The sequence below is a fragment of the Nitratireductor basaltis genome, from assembly GCF_000733725.1.
Lineage (GTDB): Bacteria > Pseudomonadota > Alphaproteobacteria > Rhizobiales > Rhizobiaceae > Chelativorans > Chelativorans basaltis.
The window spans coordinates 1,814,841-1,835,924 of sequence record NZ_JMQM01000001.1 but is presented as its reverse complement, the minus strand read 5'-3'; the positions used below and the strand labels follow the sequence as shown (position 1 = coordinate 1,835,924).

The window sequence follows — 21,084 nt, the reverse complement described above, 5'->3', positions numbered from 1 at the left end:
CGTTCGACAATAGGCACCAGATATAACACTTCTACGGCTGCCCTACTCGTGGCGGTTGCTGCGCGCAAGGCGGGGACTACGTGAACGAAATCGTCGAACGCTGGGTCACGGATGAGTCCATTGACCACTATTCACTGGAACAGCTTCCGGTGTCGATCACTGTTGCCGATCCGCGGCAGCCCGACATGCCGCTCGTCTTCGTCAATGCCGCTTTCGAGCAGACAACGGGTTACAGTTCCGACGAGGTGATCGGTCGCAATTGCAGGTTTTTGCAGGGCGAACTGAGCGACAAGCGCTCCGTTGACGCAATCCGCGCAGCGATCGAGCAGGGCCGATCCATCGAAATCACCTTGTTGAACTACCGCAAGGACGGCTCGACCTTCTGGAATGATCTGCATCTGGCGCCACTGCGCAATGCCAGGCAGGAGATCGTCTATTTCGTCGGCATCCAGAAGCCGGTTGGCGATCCGGACGAGGCTGCCAACTCGCTCGTGGCAGCGGATCTGAAGCTTCAGGAAATCCAGCACCGCGTCAAGAACCATCTTGCCATGGTGGTAAGCCTCATCCGCATGCACGCGCATTCCGCGCCACCGGAACTCGGCGGACGCTTCGACAGTCTGTCCCAGCGAGTCGAAAGCCTGCAACTTCTCTATGAGCAGCTTACAGAGAAATCATCGCGCCGCCATGTTTCCGACAATCGGATCCAGCTCGACAGCTATCTCTCGAGTATAGTCGAAGCGACGGTGTCGCTGGACCCTGATCACCGGATCAAGACCGCAATCGATGTGGAGCCGGTATTGGTTTCCGTCGATCTGGCAACGCATCTGGGAATGCTCGTCTCCGAGATCGTGACCAACGCGTTGCAGCACGCCTTCGAAGGACGCGAGAGCGGTCTCATCGGCTTGAAAATCGCCAAGTCGGCGGACGGGGCGGTTCGCATTGCCGTATCCGACAATGGTACAGGCCTTCCTGACGATGTTCAGTGGCCGTCGACGAAAAGCCTCGGCGGGCGCATTATCAAATCCATGAGCGCCGCACTTGGCGCCCGCACCGATATCGCCCGCGAAAACGGCACCAGGTTCGAAATCATGGTCCCGCTGTCCGACCATGAATAGGGCAGCCGGCCAGCGGTGTCCGCCTCACGGATAAAGCCGCGTCGTCTTCCATGCCTCACCGTCACGCTCGAAAAGCAGCCGGTCATGCAGGCGGAAGGGCTTGTCCATCCAGAATTCGATCTGCACCGGCGTGATGCGAAAGCCCGACCAATGATCCGGTCGCGGAATGTCACCGATCGGATAACGCGCGGTGTATTCGGCAACCGCCTTTTCAAGCGCAAAGCGGCTTTCAAGCGGACGGGACTGCTTCGAGGCCCAGGCGCCAATGCGGCTTCCTCTCGGGCGCGTGGCGTAATAGGCGTCGGCTTCTGCATCCGTGACCTGCTGGACGAGCCCGCGAACACGCACCTGCCGGCGCAGGCTCTTCCAGTGAAAGCAGAGAGCTGCCTTGGGCGTGGCAAGAAGCTCGCGCCCCTTGGCGCTCTCCAGGTTTGTGTAGAACACGAAGCCCTGGGTATCGAATCCCTTCAACAGCACCATGCGCACATCCGGCAGCCCGTCGGGATCGACGGTTGCAAGGGCCATTGCATTCGGATCATTCGGCTCGGTTTCCCTTGCCACGTCAAGCCACTCGCCAAACAGCGCAAAAGGCTCTGTGCGCTCGGTGAAATCACCCATTGTTAACCAATTCCTTACCCTGTGGGTCCCTACTGGGAATGAGCATATGAGCATGCCTATAGGGGCATTTCGATCAAGGGGCTACTGACGCTGATGATTGGGGCACTCGCGAAGATGGGCATGCTGACAATGCTTGCCTTCACGCTTGCCGCCTGCGTTGGTGCCGGTCGGGGCCTGGAAACGACGGCGCGCTCCATTGACCGAGAGCTGACCACGGCCACGATTGCGCCGCAAAAGCCAACGCTCCCCGAGATAATGCTTGAGGATATCCCCTTCATGCTCTCTGCGCTGACCAATGTGCCGGAAGAAGCAGACAGCACGCAAAGCCTGCGCTGGGAGAATGTCGAAACCGGTGCGCGCGGCGTGCTCACGGCCTCCGCAACGACCGCCGATACTCCGTCCTGCCGTGCCGTTACCACCACTCGCGAGAGCTTCGAGGGCATCAATCTCTACCAGGGTGAGGCATGCAGATTGCCTTCTGGAAGCTGGTTCATGAAGCATCTGGAAAAGCTGTGAAACCGGCTGCTGCACTGGAATTTGCGCTGAGGAATGCGCATATAAGTCCGCGAAACCAATTGTAATTCCTGAAGAGGCGCGCATTCCGCGCCCGCGCTAGGCAAGACGAGGCATGAAAAACCCTTATGACGTGCTGGGCGTGTCCAAAGGCGCGTCCGAAAAAGAGATAAAGTCCGCGTTCCGCAAGCTTGCAAAGCAGTATCATCCAGACCAGCGTCCGGATGATCCGAAGGCGAAGGAGCGTTTCGCCGAGATCAGCCAGGCCTATGACATCATAGGCAATGCCAAGTCGCGAACGGCTTATGACAATGGCGAGATCGACGAAACCGGCAAACCGCGCTTCCATGGCTTCGAGGGCGGCGCGCATGGCGACCCCTTTGCAGGCTTCAGGCGCGGCGGCAGCCGTGGCCACAGTTCGCACTTCGAGTTCCACGCAGGCGGCGCGGACGGTGCAGGCTTCGGCGGCGAGGACATTTTCAGCGAGATATTCGGCCAGGCCTTTGGCGGCGGCTCGCGTGCCCGCGCATCGCGCGGCAAGCAGCAGCGGCCCGAAGGCATGGGCGACACAAATGTCGCGCTTGGCGTTACCATCGAAGAGATCGCGACCGCGGCCAAGGTCACCGCACAGTTTCCCGATGGCCGCAAGCTTGCCGTCAAGCTGCCGCGCTATGTGGAAGACGGTCAGACAATCCGCCTGAAAGGGCAGGGAAATGAAACGCCATTCGGCCAGCGCGGCGATGCACTGGTCAAGCTGCGTTTCAAACCGCATCCGCGATACCGCATCGAGGGACGCGATCTGCATGTGGATCTGCCCGTCTCTCTGAAGGATGCGGTGCTCGGCGCCAAGGTTCCGGTGGAAACTCCGACTGGAAAGCTCGCCGTGCGGGTTCCCGAATGGTCGAGCTCCGACAAGACCCTGCGGCTGAAGGGGCGGGGCCTGCCGCTCAAGACCGGCGGCGAGGGCGACCTTTACGTGCATGTGCGCATCATGCTGCCGGAGGGCGGTGATCCGGAATTGGAGGCGCTTTTCCGCCGCCAGGAAGCCTGAAAACACGCCTTTGCGTGCATGCCCGCAGCCTTGATGCTTGATGCTTTCCCGGCTCTGTGCGATACGGCAGCGCCGTAAAGAAGTTCGGAGAAGAGTCAATGGCAGGTGGCAATGGCCTGATGGCCGGCAAGCGGGGCCTTATCCTCGGCGTCGCAAACAATCGGTCGATCGCCTGGGGTATCGCCAAGGCATGCGCCAATGAAGGTGCTGAGCTTGCACTGACCTATCAGGGTGAGCCTCTCAAGAAGCGCGTCGAGCCGCTCGCCGACGAGTTGGGCGCCATCACGGTCGGACATCTGGACGTAACCGACCCTGCATCCATGGATGCGGTCTTCGCCGAGATCGAGAAGCGTTGGGGCAAGCTCGACTTTCTCGTCCACGCAATCGCATTTTCCGACAAGAACGAGCTGGACGGCCGCTACATCGAGACCTCGCGGGAAAACTTCCTGCGCTCGATGGATATTTCGGTCTACTCCTTCACCGAGATAGCCCGCCGTGCCGAACCGCTCATGAGTGATGGCGGTTCGATGCTCACGCTCACCTATTACGGTGCCGAGAAGGTCATGCCGCACTACAATGTGATGGGTGTTGCCAAGGCGGCTCTTGAGGCGAGCGTGCGCTACCTCGCCGTCGATCTGGGTGGCAAGAACATCCGCGTTAACGCGATTTCGGCAGGCCCGATCAAGACGCTCGCCGCCTCCGGCATTGGCGACTTCCGCTATATCCTGCGCTGGAACGAGTACAACTCGCCGCTCAAGCGTGTTGTCACCACGGATGAGGTCGGCGATTCCGGTCTATATCTGCTCTCGCATCTCTCGCGCGGCGTCACCGGCGAAGTTCTCCACGTCGATTCCGGTTATCACGTCGTTGGCATGAAGGCAGTCGACGCACCGGATATCTCCGTCGTCAAGGACGACTGAGGCAATCACGAACGGGCCGGGCCAGAGCCCGGCCATGGGGCTTTGATGTTTCCGCTTACCTATATCGTCCGCCACGGCCAGACGGACTGGAATGTCGAGGGACGCCTGCAGGGGCAGGTCGACACCGACATCAACACGCTTGGTCGCAGCCAAGCCGACCGCAACGGCGCGAAGATGCGCGAGCTGGTTCAAAACCCCGACGATTTCGATTTCGTCGCAAGTCCGCTCCGCCGCACCTGCGAGACCATGGAACGTGTTCGCACGGGCATGGGCCTGCCGGCGCGCGGCTTCCGCACCGATCCGCTATTGAAGGAAGTGCATTTCGGCGACTGGCAGGGCTTCACCCATGCCGAGCTTGAGGCCGCCAATCCCGGCTGCACCGAGGGGCGGACATCGAACAAGTGGCGCTTCATGCCACCCGGCCGCGATGCGGAGAGCTATGAAAAGATGGCGCTTCGCGTGAAGACGTTTCTCGACAAGCTCGACGGTCCCACGGTTTGCGTCACCCATGGCGGTATCATCCGCGCAATCTTCCACCTGGTCGGCGGGATGAACGGAGACGAGGCGGCTGCCATGGATGTGCCACAGGATCGCATCCTGCGGCTGTCCGACGGCAAGCTTGATTGGCTTTGAGCTTATTCCGGGACGAAGAGATCCGTGATCTGCTTTGAACCTTCGATTTCCGTGTAGGCGATCACGACCATGCTGCCCGCCTCAATGCTGGAAGCATCCATCTCGGCAGGCAGCTTATAGGTCTGGCCGTCTTCCAGCGTGACGGTCATCTTTTCCATATCCACGCTTTTCACAACGCCATCCGTATCGGCAGCGCTGGCGGGAAGGGCGAGAAAAGTGGCTAGAGCAAGGGCGAGAGCAAAAACGCTACGCATTGTTCATCCTCTGTTGTCGTAACCCGGCTTGTGCGGGTTGTTATCAGGTGTCACTAATCCCGCGCGAATGTGTCAAAAGTAGTTCCCTTCCAAGGTTTGACCGTGGAAAGGAAGGCAAATACAAGCACGCGCTAGGCGGGCACAGAGGAAGGGTTCATGTCGCACAACACGTTTGGTCATCTGTTTCGGGTCACCACCTGGGGCGAGAGCCACGGGCCGGCCATCGGCTGCGTCATCGACGGGTGCCCACCCGGCATCGAGTTTCGCCAGGAAGACATACAGGACGATCTCGACCGTCGCCGTCCCGGCCAGTCGCGTTTCGTCACCCAGCGCCGCGAGCCTGACCAGGTAAAGATCCTTTCCGGCGTATTGCCACAGGAAGATGGCACGTTCATCACAACCGGCACGCCTATCTCGATGATGATCGAGAATGTCGATCAGCGCTCGAAGGACTACGGCGAGATTGCCAAGCGCTTCCGCCCCGGCCATGCCGACTACACCTATGATGTGAAATACGGCCTGCGCGATTATCGGGGCGGCGGTCGCTCTTCGGCACGCGAAACCGCGACACGTGTTGCCGCCGGTGCATTGGCGCGCAGGATCGTGCCGGGCATGAAGGTGCGTGCCGCCCTTGTTGGTATGGGCGAAAAGGAAATCGACCGGTCCAACTGGGATTGGGATTTCATCGGCAATGCGGAAAATCCATTCTTCACGCCGGACCCCGCCTCTGTTGCGGTATTCTCCGACTATCTCGACGGCATTCGCAAGAACGGCTCCTCCGTCGGTGCGGTGATCGAAGTCGTGGCCGAAGGCGTGCCGGCAGGGCTCGGCGCCCCGATCTATGCCAAGCTCGATCAGGAAATCACCGCCAACCTCATGTCCATCAATGCCGTGAAGGGCGTGGAGATCGGCAACGGCTTCGAGGCCGCCCGCATCACCGGCGAGGAGAATGCCGACGAGATGCGCATGGGCGAAGACGGCAAGCCGGTATTCCTGTCCAACAATGCGGGCGGCGTGCTGGGTGGCATCTCCACCGGGGAGCCCATCGTCGCGCGATTTGCCGTCAAGCCGACATCCTCCATCCTCACGCCCCGCAAATCCATCGACAAGGATGGTGCTGAGGTGGATGTGATGACCAAGGGGCGCCATGACCCCTGCGTTGGCATCCGTGCGGTGCCAATTGCCGAAGCCATGGTGGCCTGTGCAATCGCCGATCACTATCTGCGCCATCGCGGCCAGACCGGCCGTATCTGAGGGTTTCGAGAATGGCATACGACCAGAAGAAGGTTGTCGAGGCGCTGCGCGCCTTTGAGCGTGGCGAGATCGTGGTTGTCATGGACGACGACGGACGCGAGAATGAAGGCGATCTCATCGTCGCGGCCGTGCATTGCACACCTGAAAAGATGGCATTCATCGTACGCCATACCTCCGGTATCGTGTGTACGCCCATGCCCCGCGAGGAAGCGCGGCGCCTGCAACTGACCCCGATGGTTGCCGACAACGATGCGCCGCATCAGACCGCGTTCACCGTCAGTGTCGATTTCAAGCACGGCACCACGACCGGCATCTCCGCGGACGACCGCACGCTCACGGTTCGCAATCTCGCCAATCCGAATGTCGGCGTCAGCGATTTCGTCCGTCCCGGCCACATCTTCCCGCTGGTCGCGCGCGAGGGTGGCGTCCTGATGCGTTCCGGCCATACGGAAGCCGCTGTTGACCTGTGCAAGCTGGCAGGCCTGCCGCCGGTCGGCGTCATCTGCGAACTCGTCAATGACGACGGCACGGTCATGCGCGGCCCCGATGTGCAGGCATTCGCCGAAAAGCACGAACTGAAGCAGGTCACCGTTGCCGACCTCATCGCCTATCGCCAACGCCAGGAAACGCTGGTGGAGCGTGTCGCAAGCTTCCCCGTGGCTACACCTTCCGGCGGGGCTCAGGGCCATGCGTACAAACTGCCATGGGAGGCCATGCAGCACGTCGCAATCGTCTTTGGCGATATTCGCGACGGAGAGGAAATCCCTGTGCGCCTGCACACGGAGAATGTCGTCGAGGATGTCTTCGGCAGCGAAGCGCGCCTGCAGCAGACAATGGCGCATATGGCAGCTGCAGGCCGGGGCGTTCTCGTCTACCTGCGCGAGGGTTCGCTCGGTGTCGCCCACCAGGAACGTCGTCCGGTCGGTGGCGAGGCAGAAGCCCACCGGGAAGCGCTGCAGCGCGAGAGCGAGTGGCGCGAAATTGGTCTGGGCGCGCAGATCCTGCGCGATCTGGGTATCAGCTCGATCAAGCTGATTGCATCGCGCGAGCGCCATTATGTGGGTCTTGAAGGATTCGGCATCCGCATTTCTTCGACCGAAATCGTCTGACCCGCCGGCGCGCCGGCTATATTGTCGCCAGTGACTTTGTGAGGAGGGGCGTGGTCAAACGCCCCTTCAGCGCATATATCGGTTGAATGGTCACACGCATCTTCACCCATTCCGACTGTCTGGAACACGACACGCCCCTTGGCCACCCCGAGCGGGCCGATCGCCTGCGCGCCATCGAGAAGGTGCTGTCACACGACATCTTCAATCCGCTGGAGCGCTTCGAGGCACCACTAGCTGATGAGGATGCGATACTGCTCGCCCATCCACCCGAGTATCGCCAGCGCGTGAAGCAAGCGATACCCGCCGAGGGAAGAGCCAAGATCGACGAGGATACGAGCGTCAGCCCCAAGAGCATGGACGCCGCACGCCGCGCGATTGGCGGCGCCACGGCTGCCGTTGATGCTGTTTTCAACAGGGAATGCGACAACGCCTTTGTTGCCACGCGTCCGCCCGGTCATCACGCCGAAAAGAACCGGGCCATGGGCTTCTGCCTCTTCAACAATGCCGCCATCGCCGCGCGGCATGCGCAGCAGGAGCACGGAGCCGAACGCGTCGCCATCATCGATTGGGACGTGCATCACGGCAACGGCACGCAGGACATCTTCTGGGATGACCCGAGCGTGCTTTATTGCTCCACCCACGAAATGCCGCTTTATCCCGGCACCGGCGCGGAAAGCGAGACGGGTGCTGGCAATATCTGCAATGTGCCGCTCAGGCGCGGCGACGGCGGAGTGGCCTTCCGCGACGCGATGGATTCGGTGATCCTGCCGCGCCTTGTGCAGTTTTCGCCGGACCTCATCATCATTTCGGCGGGTTTCGATGCCCACTACCGTGACCCGCTTGCCGAACTTACATTTACCGAGGACGACTTCTCCTGGGCGACGGCAGAACTCATGGACAAGGCGGCACGCTTTTGCTCCAACCGGATTGTCAGCGTGCTGGAAGGCGGTTACGACCTTGAAGGACTGGCCCTGTCTGTCGCGGCCCATGTCGGTCGCCTGATGAAAGGATGAAGTGAATGGAAGCCGAAGCCGAAAACGCCAATGGCGACATCAAGGCGATGAGCTTTGAACAGGCGCTCGACGCGTTGGAAAGCATCGTCAACGACCTGGAGCGCGGCGACGTGCCGCTGGAGCAGTCGATCCGCATCTATGAGCGCGGTGAGGCGTTGAAGGCTCATTGCGACCGCCTGCTGAAGGCCGCCGAAGACAAGGTGGAAAAGATCCGCCTGTCGCGCGAGGGCCAGCCTGCCGGTGTGGAACCGCTGGATCCGCAATAGAATTGAACGCCGCTCGCGTTTCAGCGGGTGGCAGGAATGAAGGTTGAGAACGTGACCAAGCCAGAAACCCCGCTCCTCGACAAGGTGCGGCTGCCAGGTGATCTCAAGGGACTGAGCGAAGACGAACTGGTGCAGCTCTCTTCCGAGCTGCGCACGGAAATGATCGACGCCGTCTCGCAGACCGGTGGTCACCTTGGCGCGGGCCTTGGTGTCGTGGAACTGACGGTCGCGCTTCACCACGTTTTCGACACGCCCGATGACCGCATCATCTGGGATGTCGGCCATCAGGCCTATCCGCACAAGATCCTGACAGGCCGCCGCGACCGTATCCGCACGCTTCGTCAGGAAGGCGGACTTTCCGGCTTCACCAAGCGCTCCGAGAGCGAATATGACCCGTTCGGTGCCGCGCATTCCTCCACATCCATCTCCGCCGGTCTCGGAATGGCCGTGGCGCGTGATCTCAAAGGCGGGCGCAACAATGTCATCGCGGTGATCGGCGATGGTGCAATGTCAGCCGGCATGGCCTATGAGGCCATGAACAATGCGGGCGCACTGGATGCGCGGCTGATCGTCATTCTCAACGACAACGACATGTCGATCGCCCCGCCGCAAGGTGCGATGAGCGCCTATCTGGCGCGTCTGGCTTCCGGCCGCACCTATCAGGGCTTCCGCGACTTCGGAAAGAAGCTTTCCTCCTATCTCGGCAAGAATGTCGACCGCGCAATCACCCGCGCGGTGGAGCATGCGCGTGGCTATGTCACCGGGGGCACACTGTTTGAGGAAATGGGCTTCTTCCATATCGGCCCGATCGACGGACACAATATGGAGCACCTCGTTCCGGTCCTGAAAAATGTCCGTGACCACGGACAGGGCCCGGTGCTGATCCATGTGGTCACCCAGAAGGGCAAGGGCTATCCGCCCGCAGAGGCTGCTGCCGACAAGTATCACGGCGTCTCGAAATTCGACGTCATCACGGGCGCGCAGGCCAAGGCACCGTCCAATGCGCCTGCATATACCAAGGTCTTTGCGCAGGCACTGCAGGAAGAGGCGCGCGAGGACGACAAGATTGTCGCCGTAACCGCCGCCATGCCTTCGGGCACGGGTCTCGACCTTTTCGGCAAGGAATTTCCCGAGCGAACATTTGACGTCGGCATTGCTGAACAGCATGGCGTGACCTTCGCGGCTGGCATGGCGACGGAAGGCTACAAGCCGTTCTGCGCAATCTATTCCACATTCCTGCAACGCGCTTACGATCAGGTCGTGCATGATGTCGCGATACAGAATTTGCCTGTTCGCTTCGCCATCGACCGTGCGGGCTATGTCGGTGCGGATGGTGCAACCCATTGCGGCGCCTTCGATATCGCCTATCTGGCAAGCCTGCCGAACATGGTTGTCATGGCTCCTGCCGACGAGGCGGAGCTGAAACATATGGTCGCGACCGCAGTCGCCCATGATGCCGGTCCCATCGCCTTCCGCTATCCGCGTGGCAATGGCGTGGGCGTAGAAATGCCCGAGCGCGGCCAGAAGCTCGAAATCGGCAAGGGCCGCATCGTGAAGGAAGGCAGCAAGATCGCCATCCTTTCCCTCGGCACCCGCCTGGCCGACAGCCTTAAGGCTGCGGACGAACTTGATGCAGCCGGTCTCTCCACCACGGTTGCCGATGCGCGCTTTGCGAAGCCGCTTGACGAGGCGCTTCTGCGCCAGCTTGCTTCCGATCATGAAGTTCTCGTCACCATCGAGGAAGGCTCGGTTGGCGGCTTCGGCTCACAGGTTCTGCATTTCCTGACCAATGAAGGTCTGCTCGACAACGGCTTGAAGGTGCGTTCCATGGTCATGCCGGATGTGTTCATGGACCACGCCAAGCCCGAGAAGATGGTGGCTGATGCGGGGCTTGATGCCAGCGGCATCGTCAGAACCGTTTTTGCCGCACTTGGACGCCAGCAAACCGAGGCACGCGCCTGAAAGGCGTCGGGGACGAAGTCATGAACCAGCCCGCACGACTGCGGCTTGACCAGTTGCTGGTCGAGCGGGGCTTCTTTGCAAGCCGTGCCCGCGCCCGTGATGCCGTTCTGCGTGGCACCGTTCTCGTGGATGGACAAAATGCCGCCAAGGCGGGCCAGATGGTGGCTGCCACGGCCTCAGTATCGGTGGCTGACCCCGCGCAGAATTATGTCTCGCGCGCTGCTCTCAAACTGCTTCACGGGCTCGACGCGTTCGAAATCGATCCCGCCGGCTGCACGGCCCTTGATGTAGGCGCATCCACGGGCGGCTTCACGCAGGTCCTGCTCGAACGCGGTGCAAGCCATGTTCTGGCCATAGATGTCGGGCGCGACCAGCTTGCCGAAACACTGCGGGAGGATCGGCGCGTGACCTCCATCGAAGGGCTCAATGCGCGCGAATTGGAGCGGTCCCACCTGGGCAATCTGAAGATTGATCTTGTGGTGTCCGATGTAAGCTTCATTTCGCTGAAACTGGCCCTGCCGCGGGCGCTGGCGCTGGCTGAACCGGGTGCGAAAGCGATCCTGCTCGTCAAACCGCAATTCGAAGTGGGACGCGAGAAGATCGGCAAGGGCGGCATCCTGCGTGACCGCGAAGACGGGATCCGCGTCGCCGACGATTTGAGGCAATGGCTCGATCAACAGCCGGGCTGGCGCGCAACCGGTCTCGTGCCGTCTCCCATAGAGGGCGGGGATGGCAACCGCGAATTTTTGCTGAGTGGGTGCAAGGACCAATGACAAGACTGACCATTGAAAGCCTCGGCGCCCAGGGCGACGGTATCGCCAATATCCCATCCGGACCGGTCTTCGTGCCGCAGGCATTGCCCGGCGAAGAGGTGGAAGCCGAGATCGTGAAGGGCAGGGCGCGCGCCGTGTCGGTCGTAACGCAGGCGCCTCAACGCGTGACACCTCCCTGCAAGCATTTCCATGACTGCGGTGGCTGCGTGATCCAGCATCTGGAGCGCTCCCCTTACGAGGAATGGAAGCGCCAGAAGGTGGTGCAGGCGCTGGGCAGCCGTGGTTTGCAGGCGGAAGTGGAGCCGCTCGTTTCCTGTCCCGCCCATGCGCGCCGCCGCGTTGCGCTGACCGCCCGCAAGATCGGCAGCCGCACGCTGCTTGGCTACAATGCCCGTCAGTCGCATCATGTCGTCGATGTGGAAGAATGTCCCATCGCGCGACCGGAAATCGTCTCGGCTCTGCCGCAACTGCGCGAGCTTGCCGCCATGCTTGCGGCCACTCCCAAACCGTTTCGCATCGCGGTCACGGTTACCCAGACCGGGCTGGACATTGCCGTGGATGGTGCAGGCAAGGTCGCCGAGAGGGCTCGCCAGAAGGCGCTGACATTTAGTGTCGAGCAAGGCTTTGCCCGTCTCGTGCTGGATGGCGAGGCGCTTGTCGAGCGTCAGAAGCCCGTGCTTGCGGTGGGCAAGGCCGCTGTGATCGTTCCGCCTGCGGGCTTCACCCAGGCCGTTGCCGAGATCGAGCAGGTCATGGCCGAACTCGTCTGCGGGCATCTGGAAAAGTCCAAACATGCCGCAGATCTCTTCTCCGGCCTCGGCACTTTTGCGTTGCGGCTTGCCGAAAATCGACGCGTGCACGCGGTTGAAGGCGACGCTGCCTCGCTTGCCGCACTCGATTCAGCTGCCAGGCAAACGCCAGGCTTGAAGCCGCTAACGGTCGAGAAGCGCGACCTATTCCATCGCCCGCTTCTGGCGAAGGAACTCGACCAGTTTGACGGCGTCGTCTTCGATCCGCCGCGCGCGGGAGCGGAAGACCAGTGCCGACAGCTTGCGCGGGCGAAGGTGAAACGCATTGCGGCGGTCTCCTGCAACCCCGGCACGCTTGCCCGTGATCTGGCGATGCTTGTGGAGGGCGGCTACCGCATCACGCGGGTGGTCCCGCTCGACCAGTTCCTGTGGTCGCCTCACGTGGAAGTGGTGGCACTTCTGGAGCGGTAACTCTAGCGCCTCAGAAGCCCGTCCACGTAACGCGGCACGACCCTGGTTGCCGGCCCGTGGATCAGTTCGCCGAATTCGCGCATGCTTTGCGAGGGTTCCAGATTGAGCTCAACCGTATGAGCGCCAGCACGTGCTGCTTCCTGCACGAATTGCGCCGCTGGATAGACATTGCCGCTGGTGCCGATGGAGAGAAAGAGGTCGCAGTCGCGCAAAGCGTCGTAGATGCGCTCCATGTGATAGGGCATCTCGCCGAACCAGACGACATCCGGGCGCATCGAGCCTTTGAGATGACAACTGGGGCAGGGCGTTGCGGTGGACAGATCGCCCTCCCAGTCATGCCGCTGGCCGCAATGGCTGCAAAGAGCGCGCTTCAGCTCTCCATGCATGTGGACGACATTGCGGCTGCCGCCGCGCTCGTGCAGATCATCGATATTCTGCGTGACCAGCACAAGCCGCTTGCCATAGGCTTCTTCAAGGCGGGCGAGCGCCTTGTGCGCAGCATTCGGCTTCACTTTCGCAAGGCCTGCGCGCCGCGCATTGTAGAAATCGTGCACAAGCTCGGGGTCGGCGTCAAAACCTTCAGGCGTGGCGACATCGCGGTAGTCGTATTTCGACCAGATGCCGTCCTTGTCGCGAAAGGTGTCCACGCCCGATTCGGCCGATATCCCGGCACCGGTCAGTATGACGATCCGCTCGGGACGCATCAGGCCTGCGTGCCACCAACGGTCATACGGTCCATGCGCAGATGCGGCTGGCCGACGCCCACCGGCACGCCCTGTCCGGCCTTGCCGCACATGCCGATACCGGTGTCGAGCTTGGGATCATTGCCAACCATGGAGACGCGGTGCATTGCATCCGGCCCATTACCGATCAACATGGCCCCCTTGATCGGGTAAGAGACCTTGCCGTCTTCGATCATGTAGGCTTCCGTGCAGCCAAAGACGAACTTGCCCGAGGTGATATCCACCTGACCACCACCGAAGGAAACGGCATAGATACCGTTCTTCACCGAAGCGATGATCTCTTCAGGGGTCTTGTCGCCGCCCGTCATATAGGTGTTGGTCATGCGCGGCATGGGTTCATGGGCGTAGGACTCGCGCCGACCATTTCCCGTCGGCTTCATGCCCATCAGGCGCGCATTTTGCCGGTCCTGCATGTAGCCGACCAGCTTTCCGTCCTCTATCAGCACATTATAGGCCGACGGCGTACCCTCATCATCGATGGTCAGCGAACCGCGGCGCTCGGCAATCGTGCCGTCATCGACGACCGTCACGCCCTTTGCGGCCACCTGCTGTCCCATCAGACCTGCAAAGGCGGAAGTCTTCTTGCGGTTGAAGTCCCCTTCAAGTCCGTGGCCAACAGCCTCGTGAAGCATGACACCTGGCCAGCCATTGGCCAGAACGATGTCGAAAGTGCCTGCGGGCGCGGGTTTCGCATCCAGATTGACCAGCGCCTGGCGCAACGCCTCGCTGGCAGCGAATTGCCAATTGTCCTGCGCGATGAACTCGCCGAAGCTCGTGCGTCCCCCCGCACCATAGGAGCCGGTCTCTTGCCTGTCGCCGTCGCCGACCACGACCGAGACGTTGAAGCGCACGAGAGGTCGGATGTCCTGCACCATCTCGCCATCGGCGCGCATGATTTCCACATGCTGCCAGGAGGCGGCAAGCGAGGCCGTGACCTGCCGCACGCGCGGGTCCCTGGCGCGCACCCAGGCGTCGATTTCTTCAAGAAGCCGCGCCTTCTGTTCAAAGCCCGGTGCCTCGATCGGATTCACGTCGCTGTAAAGCTTGGTGTTGGTGCGTTGCGGCGCGTCTGCCAGCGTGCCGGAATAGCCGCGCTTGACTGCGGACACCGCCTCGGAAGCGCGTATGAGCGCCGCTTCGGACATGTCGCTTGAATGGGCATAGCCGGAAGTCTCGCCGGCAACCGCGCGCAGGCCAAAACCCTGATCCGTGTTGAAGCTCGCCGTCTTCAGGCGGCCATTGTCGAACATCAGCGCCTCGCCCTCGCGATATTCGAGGAAGAGCTCGCCATCATCCGCGCCTGAAATCGTGTCGGACACGATGCTTTTCAGCTTCTCGGGCGAACAGTCGAAGGCTTCGATCAATCTACGGGGCATGAAAACTCCGGCGCTGCTTTGATTTCTTCGCCCACATTTAAGGTGGAAGCCCGGCCGCTTCCAGTGGGCAGCGGGTGCAGGAAAGCAGGAACGGGATGCAGAAGCGCTAGTTCAGCGCGTCGAAGCCTTCGCCAAAGCCCTTGAGATCAACGGGGATGCCGATGCCTTCCTCAGGCGTCTGGAAGACGATGAAGGTCGCCGCGGTGCCGTTGCGCAGCGTTTCGATCAACGGCTCTTCCAGAATCACTTCCGCATAACAGCCGTCCTGGAAGCAGCGCACGAAATAGGCGCGGCCCATATCCTCTCCATCCACATGCAGGCCGAGCCCGTTGGGAAGCAGAACGCCGAGCGGTGCGAGAACGCGAAGGATTTCGGCCTTGTCGTCGGCAGTGCGCAACACCACAACGGAAAGTCCAACCTCGGGACGGTCTTCCGCCACGACATTCTGCATCATCGCGCATTGCTCGCTGGACGCGCCGGCTGGCGTGTCGCAGATGATGGACCATGCCCCATGGGTGGAACGTACGGTCCCATTGCCCGCATTCTGTGCCGTTGCGGCTGGAATGGCCAGCGCCAGCGTGGCGAGAGCCGCAGCGGCTCGTGCAGCAAACTTCATGAACCTTGACCTCTTCCCTCGGCGAATCACGGTAATTTATAGTGCAGCCCTCAATGCTGAAAGGGCCGTATATGAGCTAACAGCGCTTCGCCATGATTCACCGCGAATACGACAACAATGGGAAGGAGCGTCATTGGCGATAACAGTTCGGCGAATGTGTTGCCCTCAAGGCGCGAAAATGGCGGATTTTGTGAAATAGGGCAAAAATGCCGCATGCCAGCGGGCACGCCTTCCTTGCGGTTCAAATAAGAGTATGATTTGAACGCGCCTATCATAATGCCAGAAGTCTCGATGTGGCTTCTGCTGCCATTCCGGCAATGCCGGGGAGGCGGCCAAGAGCCGGCGCATCGATCAGGAGATGACGAGGGTGATGAGGAAATTTGTTGCAAGCCTTTGGCTTTCCGCGCTGACATTGGGCGCGACGGGAACCGCTCTGGCTGCCCAGCCGGAAGACTGGCAGTACCGCTTCCAGCCGGCCGCGACTGCGATCATGGAACAGATCCAGTGGTTTGAGGCCTATACGCTTTGGTTCATCGTTCCGATCACCATTCTGGTCATGGCTCTCCTGGCCTGGGTGATCGTGCGCTACCGCGCGAGCGCCAATCCGGAACCTTCGCGCACGAGCCACAACACGCTGATCGAGGTCATCTGGACATTGGGACCGGTTCTGGTTCTTCTGTTCCTGGCCATCCCGTCCTTCCAGCTTCTCACGGCGCAGTACACGCCGGAAGAAGAGCCGGAGATCACCATCAAGGCGACCGGCGTTCAGTGGTACTGGGACTATGAATATCAGGGTGAAGACGAGGATTCTTCCGTATCCTTCACCTCTCTGATGCTGCAGGAAGGTGACCGCGAATCCACCGGCAAGGAGGACACGTCTTCCTATCCGCGTCTTCTCGCCGTGGACAATGAAGTGGTCGTGCCGGTCGACACGACCGTGCGCCTGCTGATTACCGCCAGCGACGTAATTCACGCTTTTGCCATGCCGGCATTCGGCGTGAAGGTTGACGCCGTACCGGGCCGTATCAACGAGACCTGGTTCAAGGCGGAGCGCGAAGGCCTCTATTATGGTCAGTGCTCGGAGCTGTGCGGCAAGGACCATGCCTATATGCCAATCGCGATCCGCGTGGTTTCGCGCGACCAGTACAGCCAGTGGCTTGATGCTGCTGCTGACGATCTGCAGGGCGCGAACCGTGCGCTGATGGCAGCGGTTGAAAGTGACAAGGACGAGGAGAAGGTCGCCGCCGCTGAATAAGCAGGCGATAGCGGACCTTTTAGAATTGGAGCGATAAGGTAATGGCAGGCGCTGCGACAACGCACGACACCCACCACGACCACAAGCCGAAAGGCTGGGTGCGCTGGGTCTATTCCACCAACCACAAGGATATCGGCACGCTTTATCTCATCTTCGCCATTATGGCGGGGGTGATCGGTGGTGCTCTTTCCGTATTCATGCGCTGGGAACTGGCCGAGCCGGGCATCCAGATCTTCCACGGTCTGGCGTCCATGGTTTACGGCTATGAAGGCGCTTCTGCCGTCGATGCCGGCAAGCACATGTACAATGTGTTCACCACCGCCCACGCGCTCATCATGATCTTCTTCATGGTCATGCCTGCGCTGATCGGTGGGTTTGCCAACTGGATGATCCCGATCATGATCGGTGCGCCTGACATGGCGTTCCCGCGCATGAACAACATCTCCTTCTGGCTCCTGCCGCCGGCATTCATCCTCGTGATGATGTCCATGTTCGTCCCCGGCCCTTCGGGCGGCTTCGGCGCAGGTGGTGGCTGGACGATCTATCCTCCGCTCTCGACCTCCGGTCAGCCCGGTCCGGCGATGGATTTCGTGATTCTCGGCCTTCACATCGCCGGTGCATCCTCGATCCTCGGTGCGATCAACTTCATCACCACGATCTTCAACATGCGCGCTCCGGGCATGACGCTGCACAAGATGCCGCTCTTTGCCTGGTCGGTGCTGATCACGGCCTTCCTGCTTCTTCTGTCGCTGCCCGTTCTGGCTGGTGCCATCACCATGCTTCTGACGGACCGCAATTTCGGCACGGCCTTCTTCGCACCTGAAGCCGGTGGTGACCCGATCCTGTTCCAGCACCTGTTCTGGTTCTTCGGCCACCCGGAAGTCTACATCCTGATCCTGCCGGGCTTCGGCATCATCAGCCACATCGTGTCGACCTTCTCGCGCAAGCCGATCTTCGGTTACCTCGGCATGGCTTACGCCATGGTCGCCATCGGTGCCGTCGGCTTCGTCGTGTGGGCGCACCACATGTACACCACCGGTCTGTCACTCGACACGCAGCGCTACTTCGTCTTCGCGACGATGGTGATTGCGGTGCCCACCGGCGTGAAGATCTTCTCCTGGATCGCCACCATGTGGGGCGGCTCCATCACCTTCCGTGTTCCGATGCTGTGGGCAATCGCCTTCATTTTCCTCTTCACGGTCGGTGGCGTGACGGGTGTTCAGCTTGCAAATGCCGGTCTCGACCGTGCAATGCATGACACCTACTACGTTGTGGCCCACTTCCACTATGTGCTGTCCATGGGTGCGGTCTTCGCCATCTTCGCGGCCTGGTACTACTGGTTCCCGAAGATGTCCGGCTACATGTACAACTCGTTCCTCGCCCGGGTGCATTTCTGGATCACCTTCATCGGCGTGAACATCATCTTCTTCCCGCAGCACTTCCTGGGTCTGGCCGGCATGCCGCGCCGTTATATCGACTACCCGGACGCATTCGCTGGCTGGAACAAGATTTCGTCATACGGCTCCTATATCGCCGCCATCGGTGTGCTGGTCTTCCTCTACAGCGTCTTCGAGGCCTTCTCGAAGAAGCGCGTGGCGGGTGACAACCCGTGGGGTGAGGGCGCTACGACGCTCGAGTGGCAGCTTTCGTCGCCGCCGCCGTTCCACCAGTGGGAACAGCTGCCGAAGGTCAAGTAGGCAGCAACAAGCTTCGCACCGCCCGGCTTTGAAAGTCGGGCGGTGCTGAATATCGCAAGAGGATCACATGGCTTTGGTTGAACATGAGCTGATGGAGGACACGTCCAGCCGCCTTTCAGAGGCGATGCCTGGCGATTTCCTCGAGCTTCTGAAGCCGCGCGTCATGTCGCTCGTGGTCTTCACTGCATTTGTGGGCATGGCCGTCGCTCCGGTCACGCCCCATCCCCTTCTCGCCGTCATTGCCGTCCTGGCCATTGCCGTTGGTGCAGGTGCCTCGGGCGCGCTGAACATGTGGTATGACGCCGATATCGACGCCGTCATGTCGCGCACGGCCAAGCGCCCGGTGCCATCGGGCCGCGTCACACCGCGTGAAGCGCTTGCCTTCGGCCTCGTTCTTTCCGTGATGTCGGTCCTGACGCTGGCGCTTCTGGCAAACCTGCTTTCCGCCGCGCTTCTTGCCTTCACGATCTTCTTCTACGCCGTCATCTACACGATGTGGCTGAAGCGCTCGACGCCGCAGAACATCGTGATCGGCGGTGCCGCAGGTGCGCTGCCGCCTGTCGTGGGTTGGGCCGCCGTGACGAACACTGTCACGATCGAGCCGATCGTGCTGTTCGCGATCATCTTCCTCTGGACGCCCCCGCATTTCTGGGCGCTGGCACTCTTCAAGCGCGGCGACTACGAGCGCGCCGGCGTGCCCATGCTTCCCAATGTGGCCGGTGACGCGAATACGCGTCTGCAGATCTTCATCTATTCGCTGCTCGTGGCCGTCAGCGGCGTGCTGCCGACGGTTCTGGGTTTTGCAAGCCTGTTCTACGGTGCTGTTTCCGCCGCCCTTGGCATCTGCTTCGTCTGGTATGCCTGGAAGGTCTGGCAGGATGCAGGGCGGGACGAGAAGCTGACTGCGGAAAAGCAGCTCTTCGGTTTCTCTCTGCTTTATCTGTTTGCCGTGTTCGCCGTGCTTCTCGTTGACAGTTTTGTCCTGAAGATCTGGGGCTGAGATCATGTCTGAGGAAGATCGCGTGACACCGACCGAAAAGCAGTTGCGGGCGCGCCGCAGGCGCAGTATCGCAATCGCACTTGCGCTGGTTGCTTTCGTGTTGCTCGTTTACTTCGGCAGCCTGGCCAAACTCGGGCCCGCGCTGTTTGACAGGCCATTGTGAGGACGCGATGAGTGCTGTGAAAAACGATCAGGATCAGGCGCGCTTCCGCCGAAACCGCAATGTTGCGATTGCCTGTGCTGGCATGTTTGCAGGCATGGTTGCCCTGTCCTATGCGGCCGTACCGCTCTACCAGCTGTTCTGCCAGGTGACAGGCTATGGCGGCACGACCCAGCGTGCCGAGCAATATTCCGACACGATCCTCGACAAGACCATTACCGTGCGTTTCGACGCCAACACCAATGGCGGTCTGCCATGGGACTTCAAGCCCATGCAGCGCTCGGTGGAGATGAAGATCGGCGAGACCATGCAGGTCGCCTACATGGCGAAGAATCTTGCTGGCACCGAAACCACCGGCACCGCGACGTTCAATGTATCGCCCGCGCTGGCCGGAGCCTATTTCAACAAGGTGGAGTGTTTCTGCTTCACCGAACAGACCTTGCAGCCCGGGCAGTCCTACGAGATGCCTGTGCTGTTCTTTGTGGACCCGGAAATCGTGAATGTCCCGGAACTGAAAGATCTGAAGACGATCACGCTTTCCTATACCTTTTATCCGCTGAATCAGAGCACGGCCGAGGCGCCGCTGTCTGAAAAAGCAACGAACCAGAAGATCGGGGGATAATATGGCTGGCGCCGAAGCTAAACACCACGACTATCACATCATTGACCCAAGCCCATGGCCGTTCCTGGCTTCGATGGGCGCACTGGTCATGGCTTTTGGTGGCATCGCATGGATGCGTGCCAATGCGGGTCAGACTTTCGAACTTTTTGGCGTCAATTTCGCCGGTGCGAATTTCTGGATCTTCGCAGCAGGTCTCCTGATCGTGCTCTACACCATGTTCGCATGGTGGGCGGACACGGTTAAGGAAGCTCATGAGGGCCATCACACGCGCGTCGTTTCGCTGCATCTGCGCTATGGCATGATCATGTTCATCGCTTCCGAGCTGATGTTCTTCGTTGCCTGGTTCTGGGCATTCTTCGATGCCAGCTTCTATCCCGGCGAGGATGTGCAGGTCGCACGCACCCAGTTTACCGGTGGCGAATGGCCGCCCGCAGGCATTGAGGTCATCGATCCGTTCCACCTGCCGCTCTACAACACGATCATCCTGCTGCTTTCGGGCACCACGGTCACCTGGGCGCATCACGCGCTTCTCGAGAATGACCGCAAGGGCCTCAAGATGGGGCTGGCTATCACCGTGGCTCTGGGCGTTCTGTTCTCCTATGTGCAGTTCTACGAATATGTCCACGCACCGTTTGCCTTCAAGGATTCCATCTACGGCGCAACCTTCTTCATGGCGACGGGCTTCCACGGCTTCCACGTCATTGTCGGCACGATCTTCCTGCTTGTCTGCCTGCTGCGCGCCATGGCTGGTCATTTCACGCCACAGCAGCATTTCGGCTTCGAGGCTGCCGCCTGGTACTGGCACTTCGTCGACGTGGTCTGGCTCTTCCTCTTCGCCTTTGTCTATGTCTGGACATCGGCAGGTGCGACCATCGCCGCTCACTAAGAGGCGACACAGTCCACAAGGTTCGGGG

At 60.7% G+C, this 21,084-nt stretch carries 23 protein-coding genes; 18 read left to right on the top strand and 5 right to left on the bottom strand.

All coding sequences use genetic code 11. From position 1 onward, the window contains the following. The first annotated feature begins 80 nt into the window (after positions 1-80). Positions 81-1,115, top strand: coding sequence for a PAS domain-containing protein (locus EL18_RS08905; protein ID WP_051913924.1), 1,035 nt, complete (start codon positions 81-83; stop codon positions 1,113-1,115). Positions 1,116-1,139: 24 nt separating this feature from the next. On the opposite strand, the gene pdxH is transcribed toward EL18_RS08905, so the two are convergent. Next, positions 1,140-1,733 (bottom strand): pyridoxamine 5'-phosphate oxidase, encoded by a 594-nt coding sequence (pdxH, locus tag EL18_RS08900; protein WP_036482007.1) that lies wholly within the window; start codon positions 1,731-1,733, stop codon positions 1,140-1,142. Positions 1,734-1,853: 120 nt separating this feature from the next. On the opposite strand from pdxH, the gene EL18_RS17295 reads away from it, so the two are divergent. The 4 genes from EL18_RS17295 (at position 1,854) to EL18_RS08880 (ending at position 4,850) form a co-directional block, all read left to right on the top strand. Beyond that, positions 1,854-2,249: an RT0821/Lpp0805 family surface protein gene (locus EL18_RS17295; RefSeq protein ID WP_161781980.1), complete on the top strand. Its 396-nt coding sequence runs from the start codon at positions 1,854-1,856 to the stop codon at positions 2,247-2,249. A 112-nt stretch (positions 2,250-2,361) separates the two neighbouring features. Further along, positions 2,362-3,297, top strand: a complete 936-nt coding sequence (locus EL18_RS08890) for a DnaJ C-terminal domain-containing protein (RefSeq protein ID WP_036482004.1) — start codon at positions 2,362-2,364, stop codon at positions 3,295-3,297. 98 nt (positions 3,298-3,395) lie between these two features. After that, on the top strand, positions 3,396-4,217 hold the full coding sequence (fabI, locus tag EL18_RS08885; RefSeq protein ID WP_036482001.1) for an enoyl-ACP reductase FabI: 822 nt from the start codon (positions 3,396-3,398) through the stop codon (positions 4,215-4,217). 45 nt (positions 4,218-4,262) lie between these two features. Further along, positions 4,263-4,850, top strand: coding sequence for a histidine phosphatase family protein (locus EL18_RS08880; RefSeq protein ID WP_036481998.1), 588 nt, complete (start codon positions 4,263-4,265; stop codon positions 4,848-4,850). Positions 4,851-4,852: 2 nt separating this feature from the next. Here the strand turns inward: EL18_RS08880 and EL18_RS08875 are convergent, their stop codons facing one another. Continuing rightward, positions 4,853-5,104 carry a DUF1344 domain-containing protein gene (locus tag EL18_RS08875; RefSeq protein WP_036481996.1) on the bottom strand — a complete coding sequence of 84 codons (252 nt, stop codon included), beginning with the start codon at positions 5,102-5,104 and terminating at the stop codon, positions 4,853-4,855. Between the two features lie 156 nt (positions 5,105-5,260). Here EL18_RS08875 and aroC point away from each other — a divergent pair, with 156 nt between their 5' ends. From aroC to EL18_RS08840, 7 genes are all read left to right on the top strand, one after another. Further along, positions 5,261-6,358 carry a chorismate synthase gene (aroC, locus tag EL18_RS08870; RefSeq protein WP_036481993.1) on the top strand — a complete coding sequence of 366 codons (1,098 nt, stop codon included), beginning with the start codon at positions 5,261-5,263 and terminating at the stop codon, positions 6,356-6,358. Positions 6,359-6,369: 11 nt separating this feature from the next. Beyond that, the gene (gene ribB, locus EL18_RS08865) at positions 6,370-7,467 is read left to right on the top strand and encodes a 3,4-dihydroxy-2-butanone-4-phosphate synthase (RefSeq protein WP_036481991.1); all 1,098 of its coding nucleotides are present in this window, start codon (positions 6,370-6,372) and stop codon (positions 7,465-7,467) included. Between the two features lie 86 nt (positions 7,468-7,553). After that, entirely contained in the window at positions 7,554-8,480 is a 927-nt protein-coding gene (locus EL18_RS08860) for a histone deacetylase family protein (RefSeq protein ID WP_036481988.1), read from the top strand. A 5-nt stretch (positions 8,481-8,485) separates the two neighbouring features. After that, positions 8,486-8,746 (top strand): exodeoxyribonuclease VII small subunit, encoded by a 261-nt coding sequence (locus EL18_RS08855; RefSeq protein WP_036481986.1) that lies wholly within the window; start codon positions 8,486-8,488, stop codon positions 8,744-8,746. 36 nt (positions 8,747-8,782) lie between these two features. After that, entirely contained in the window at positions 8,783-10,708 is a 1,926-nt protein-coding gene (gene dxs / locus EL18_RS08850) for a 1-deoxy-D-xylulose-5-phosphate synthase (protein ID WP_036481984.1), read from the top strand. A 20-nt stretch (positions 10,709-10,728) separates the two neighbouring features. Continuing rightward, positions 10,729-11,481 (top strand): TlyA family RNA methyltransferase, encoded by a 753-nt coding sequence (locus EL18_RS08845; RefSeq protein WP_036481983.1) that lies wholly within the window; start codon positions 10,729-10,731, stop codon positions 11,479-11,481. Next, a complete protein-coding gene (locus EL18_RS08840) occupies positions 11,478-12,701 on the top strand; it encodes a class I SAM-dependent RNA methyltransferase (protein WP_036481982.1) in 1,224 nt (407 codons plus the stop codon). Before EL18_RS08845 ends, EL18_RS08840 begins: the two co-directional genes overlap by 4 nt. Before the next feature lie 2 nt (positions 12,702-12,703). On the opposite strand, the gene cobB is transcribed toward EL18_RS08840, so the two are convergent. The 3 genes from cobB to EL18_RS08825 form a co-directional block, all read right to left on the bottom strand. Next, on the bottom strand, positions 12,704-13,405 hold the full coding sequence (gene cobB, locus EL18_RS08835) for a Sir2 family NAD+-dependent deacetylase (protein WP_036481981.1): 702 nt from the start codon (positions 13,403-13,405) through the stop codon (positions 12,704-12,706). Continuing rightward, the gene (gene tldD / locus EL18_RS08830; RefSeq protein ID WP_036481980.1) at positions 13,405-14,820 is read right to left on the bottom strand and encodes a metalloprotease TldD; all 1,416 of its coding nucleotides are present in this window, start codon (positions 14,818-14,820) and stop codon (positions 13,405-13,407) included. The genes cobB and tldD overlap by 1 nt, the downstream gene beginning before the upstream one ends. A gap of 106 nt (positions 14,821-14,926) precedes the next feature. After that, complete coding sequence (locus EL18_RS08825; protein ID WP_036481979.1) at positions 14,927-15,436, bottom strand: invasion associated locus B family protein; 510 nt, start codon at positions 15,434-15,436, stop codon at positions 14,927-14,929. Between the two features lie 370 nt (positions 15,437-15,806). On the opposite strand from EL18_RS08825, the gene coxB reads away from it, so the two are divergent. From coxB to EL18_RS08800, 6 genes are all read left to right on the top strand, one after another. Next, a complete protein-coding gene (coxB, locus tag EL18_RS08820) occupies positions 15,807-16,691 on the top strand; it encodes a cytochrome c oxidase subunit II (protein ID WP_036481969.1) in 885 nt (294 codons plus the stop codon). A 41-nt stretch (positions 16,692-16,732) separates the two neighbouring features. Then, positions 16,733-18,388, top strand: a complete 1,656-nt coding sequence (gene ctaD / locus EL18_RS08815; RefSeq protein ID WP_036481966.1) for a cytochrome c oxidase subunit I — start codon at positions 16,733-16,735, stop codon at positions 18,386-18,388. Between the two features lie 67 nt (positions 18,389-18,455). Further along, positions 18,456-19,388 carry a heme o synthase gene (locus EL18_RS08810; RefSeq protein WP_036481963.1) on the top strand — a complete coding sequence of 311 codons (933 nt, stop codon included), beginning with the start codon at positions 18,456-18,458 and terminating at the stop codon, positions 19,386-19,388. Positions 19,389-19,392: 4 nt separating this feature from the next. Next, positions 19,393-19,551 carry a hypothetical protein gene (locus tag EL18_RS18060; protein ID WP_200875511.1) on the top strand — a complete coding sequence of 53 codons (159 nt, stop codon included), beginning with the start codon at positions 19,393-19,395 and terminating at the stop codon, positions 19,549-19,551. Between the two features lie 7 nt (positions 19,552-19,558). Further along, complete coding sequence (locus tag EL18_RS08805) at positions 19,559-20,170, top strand: cytochrome c oxidase assembly protein (RefSeq protein WP_036481961.1); 612 nt, start codon at positions 19,559-19,561, stop codon at positions 20,168-20,170. 1 nt (position 20,171) lies between these two features. After that, on the top strand, positions 20,172-21,056 hold the full coding sequence (locus EL18_RS08800) for a cytochrome c oxidase subunit 3 (protein WP_036481959.1): 885 nt from the start codon (positions 20,172-20,174) through the stop codon (positions 21,054-21,056). The last annotated feature ends 28 nt before the right edge of the window (positions 21,057-21,084 follow it).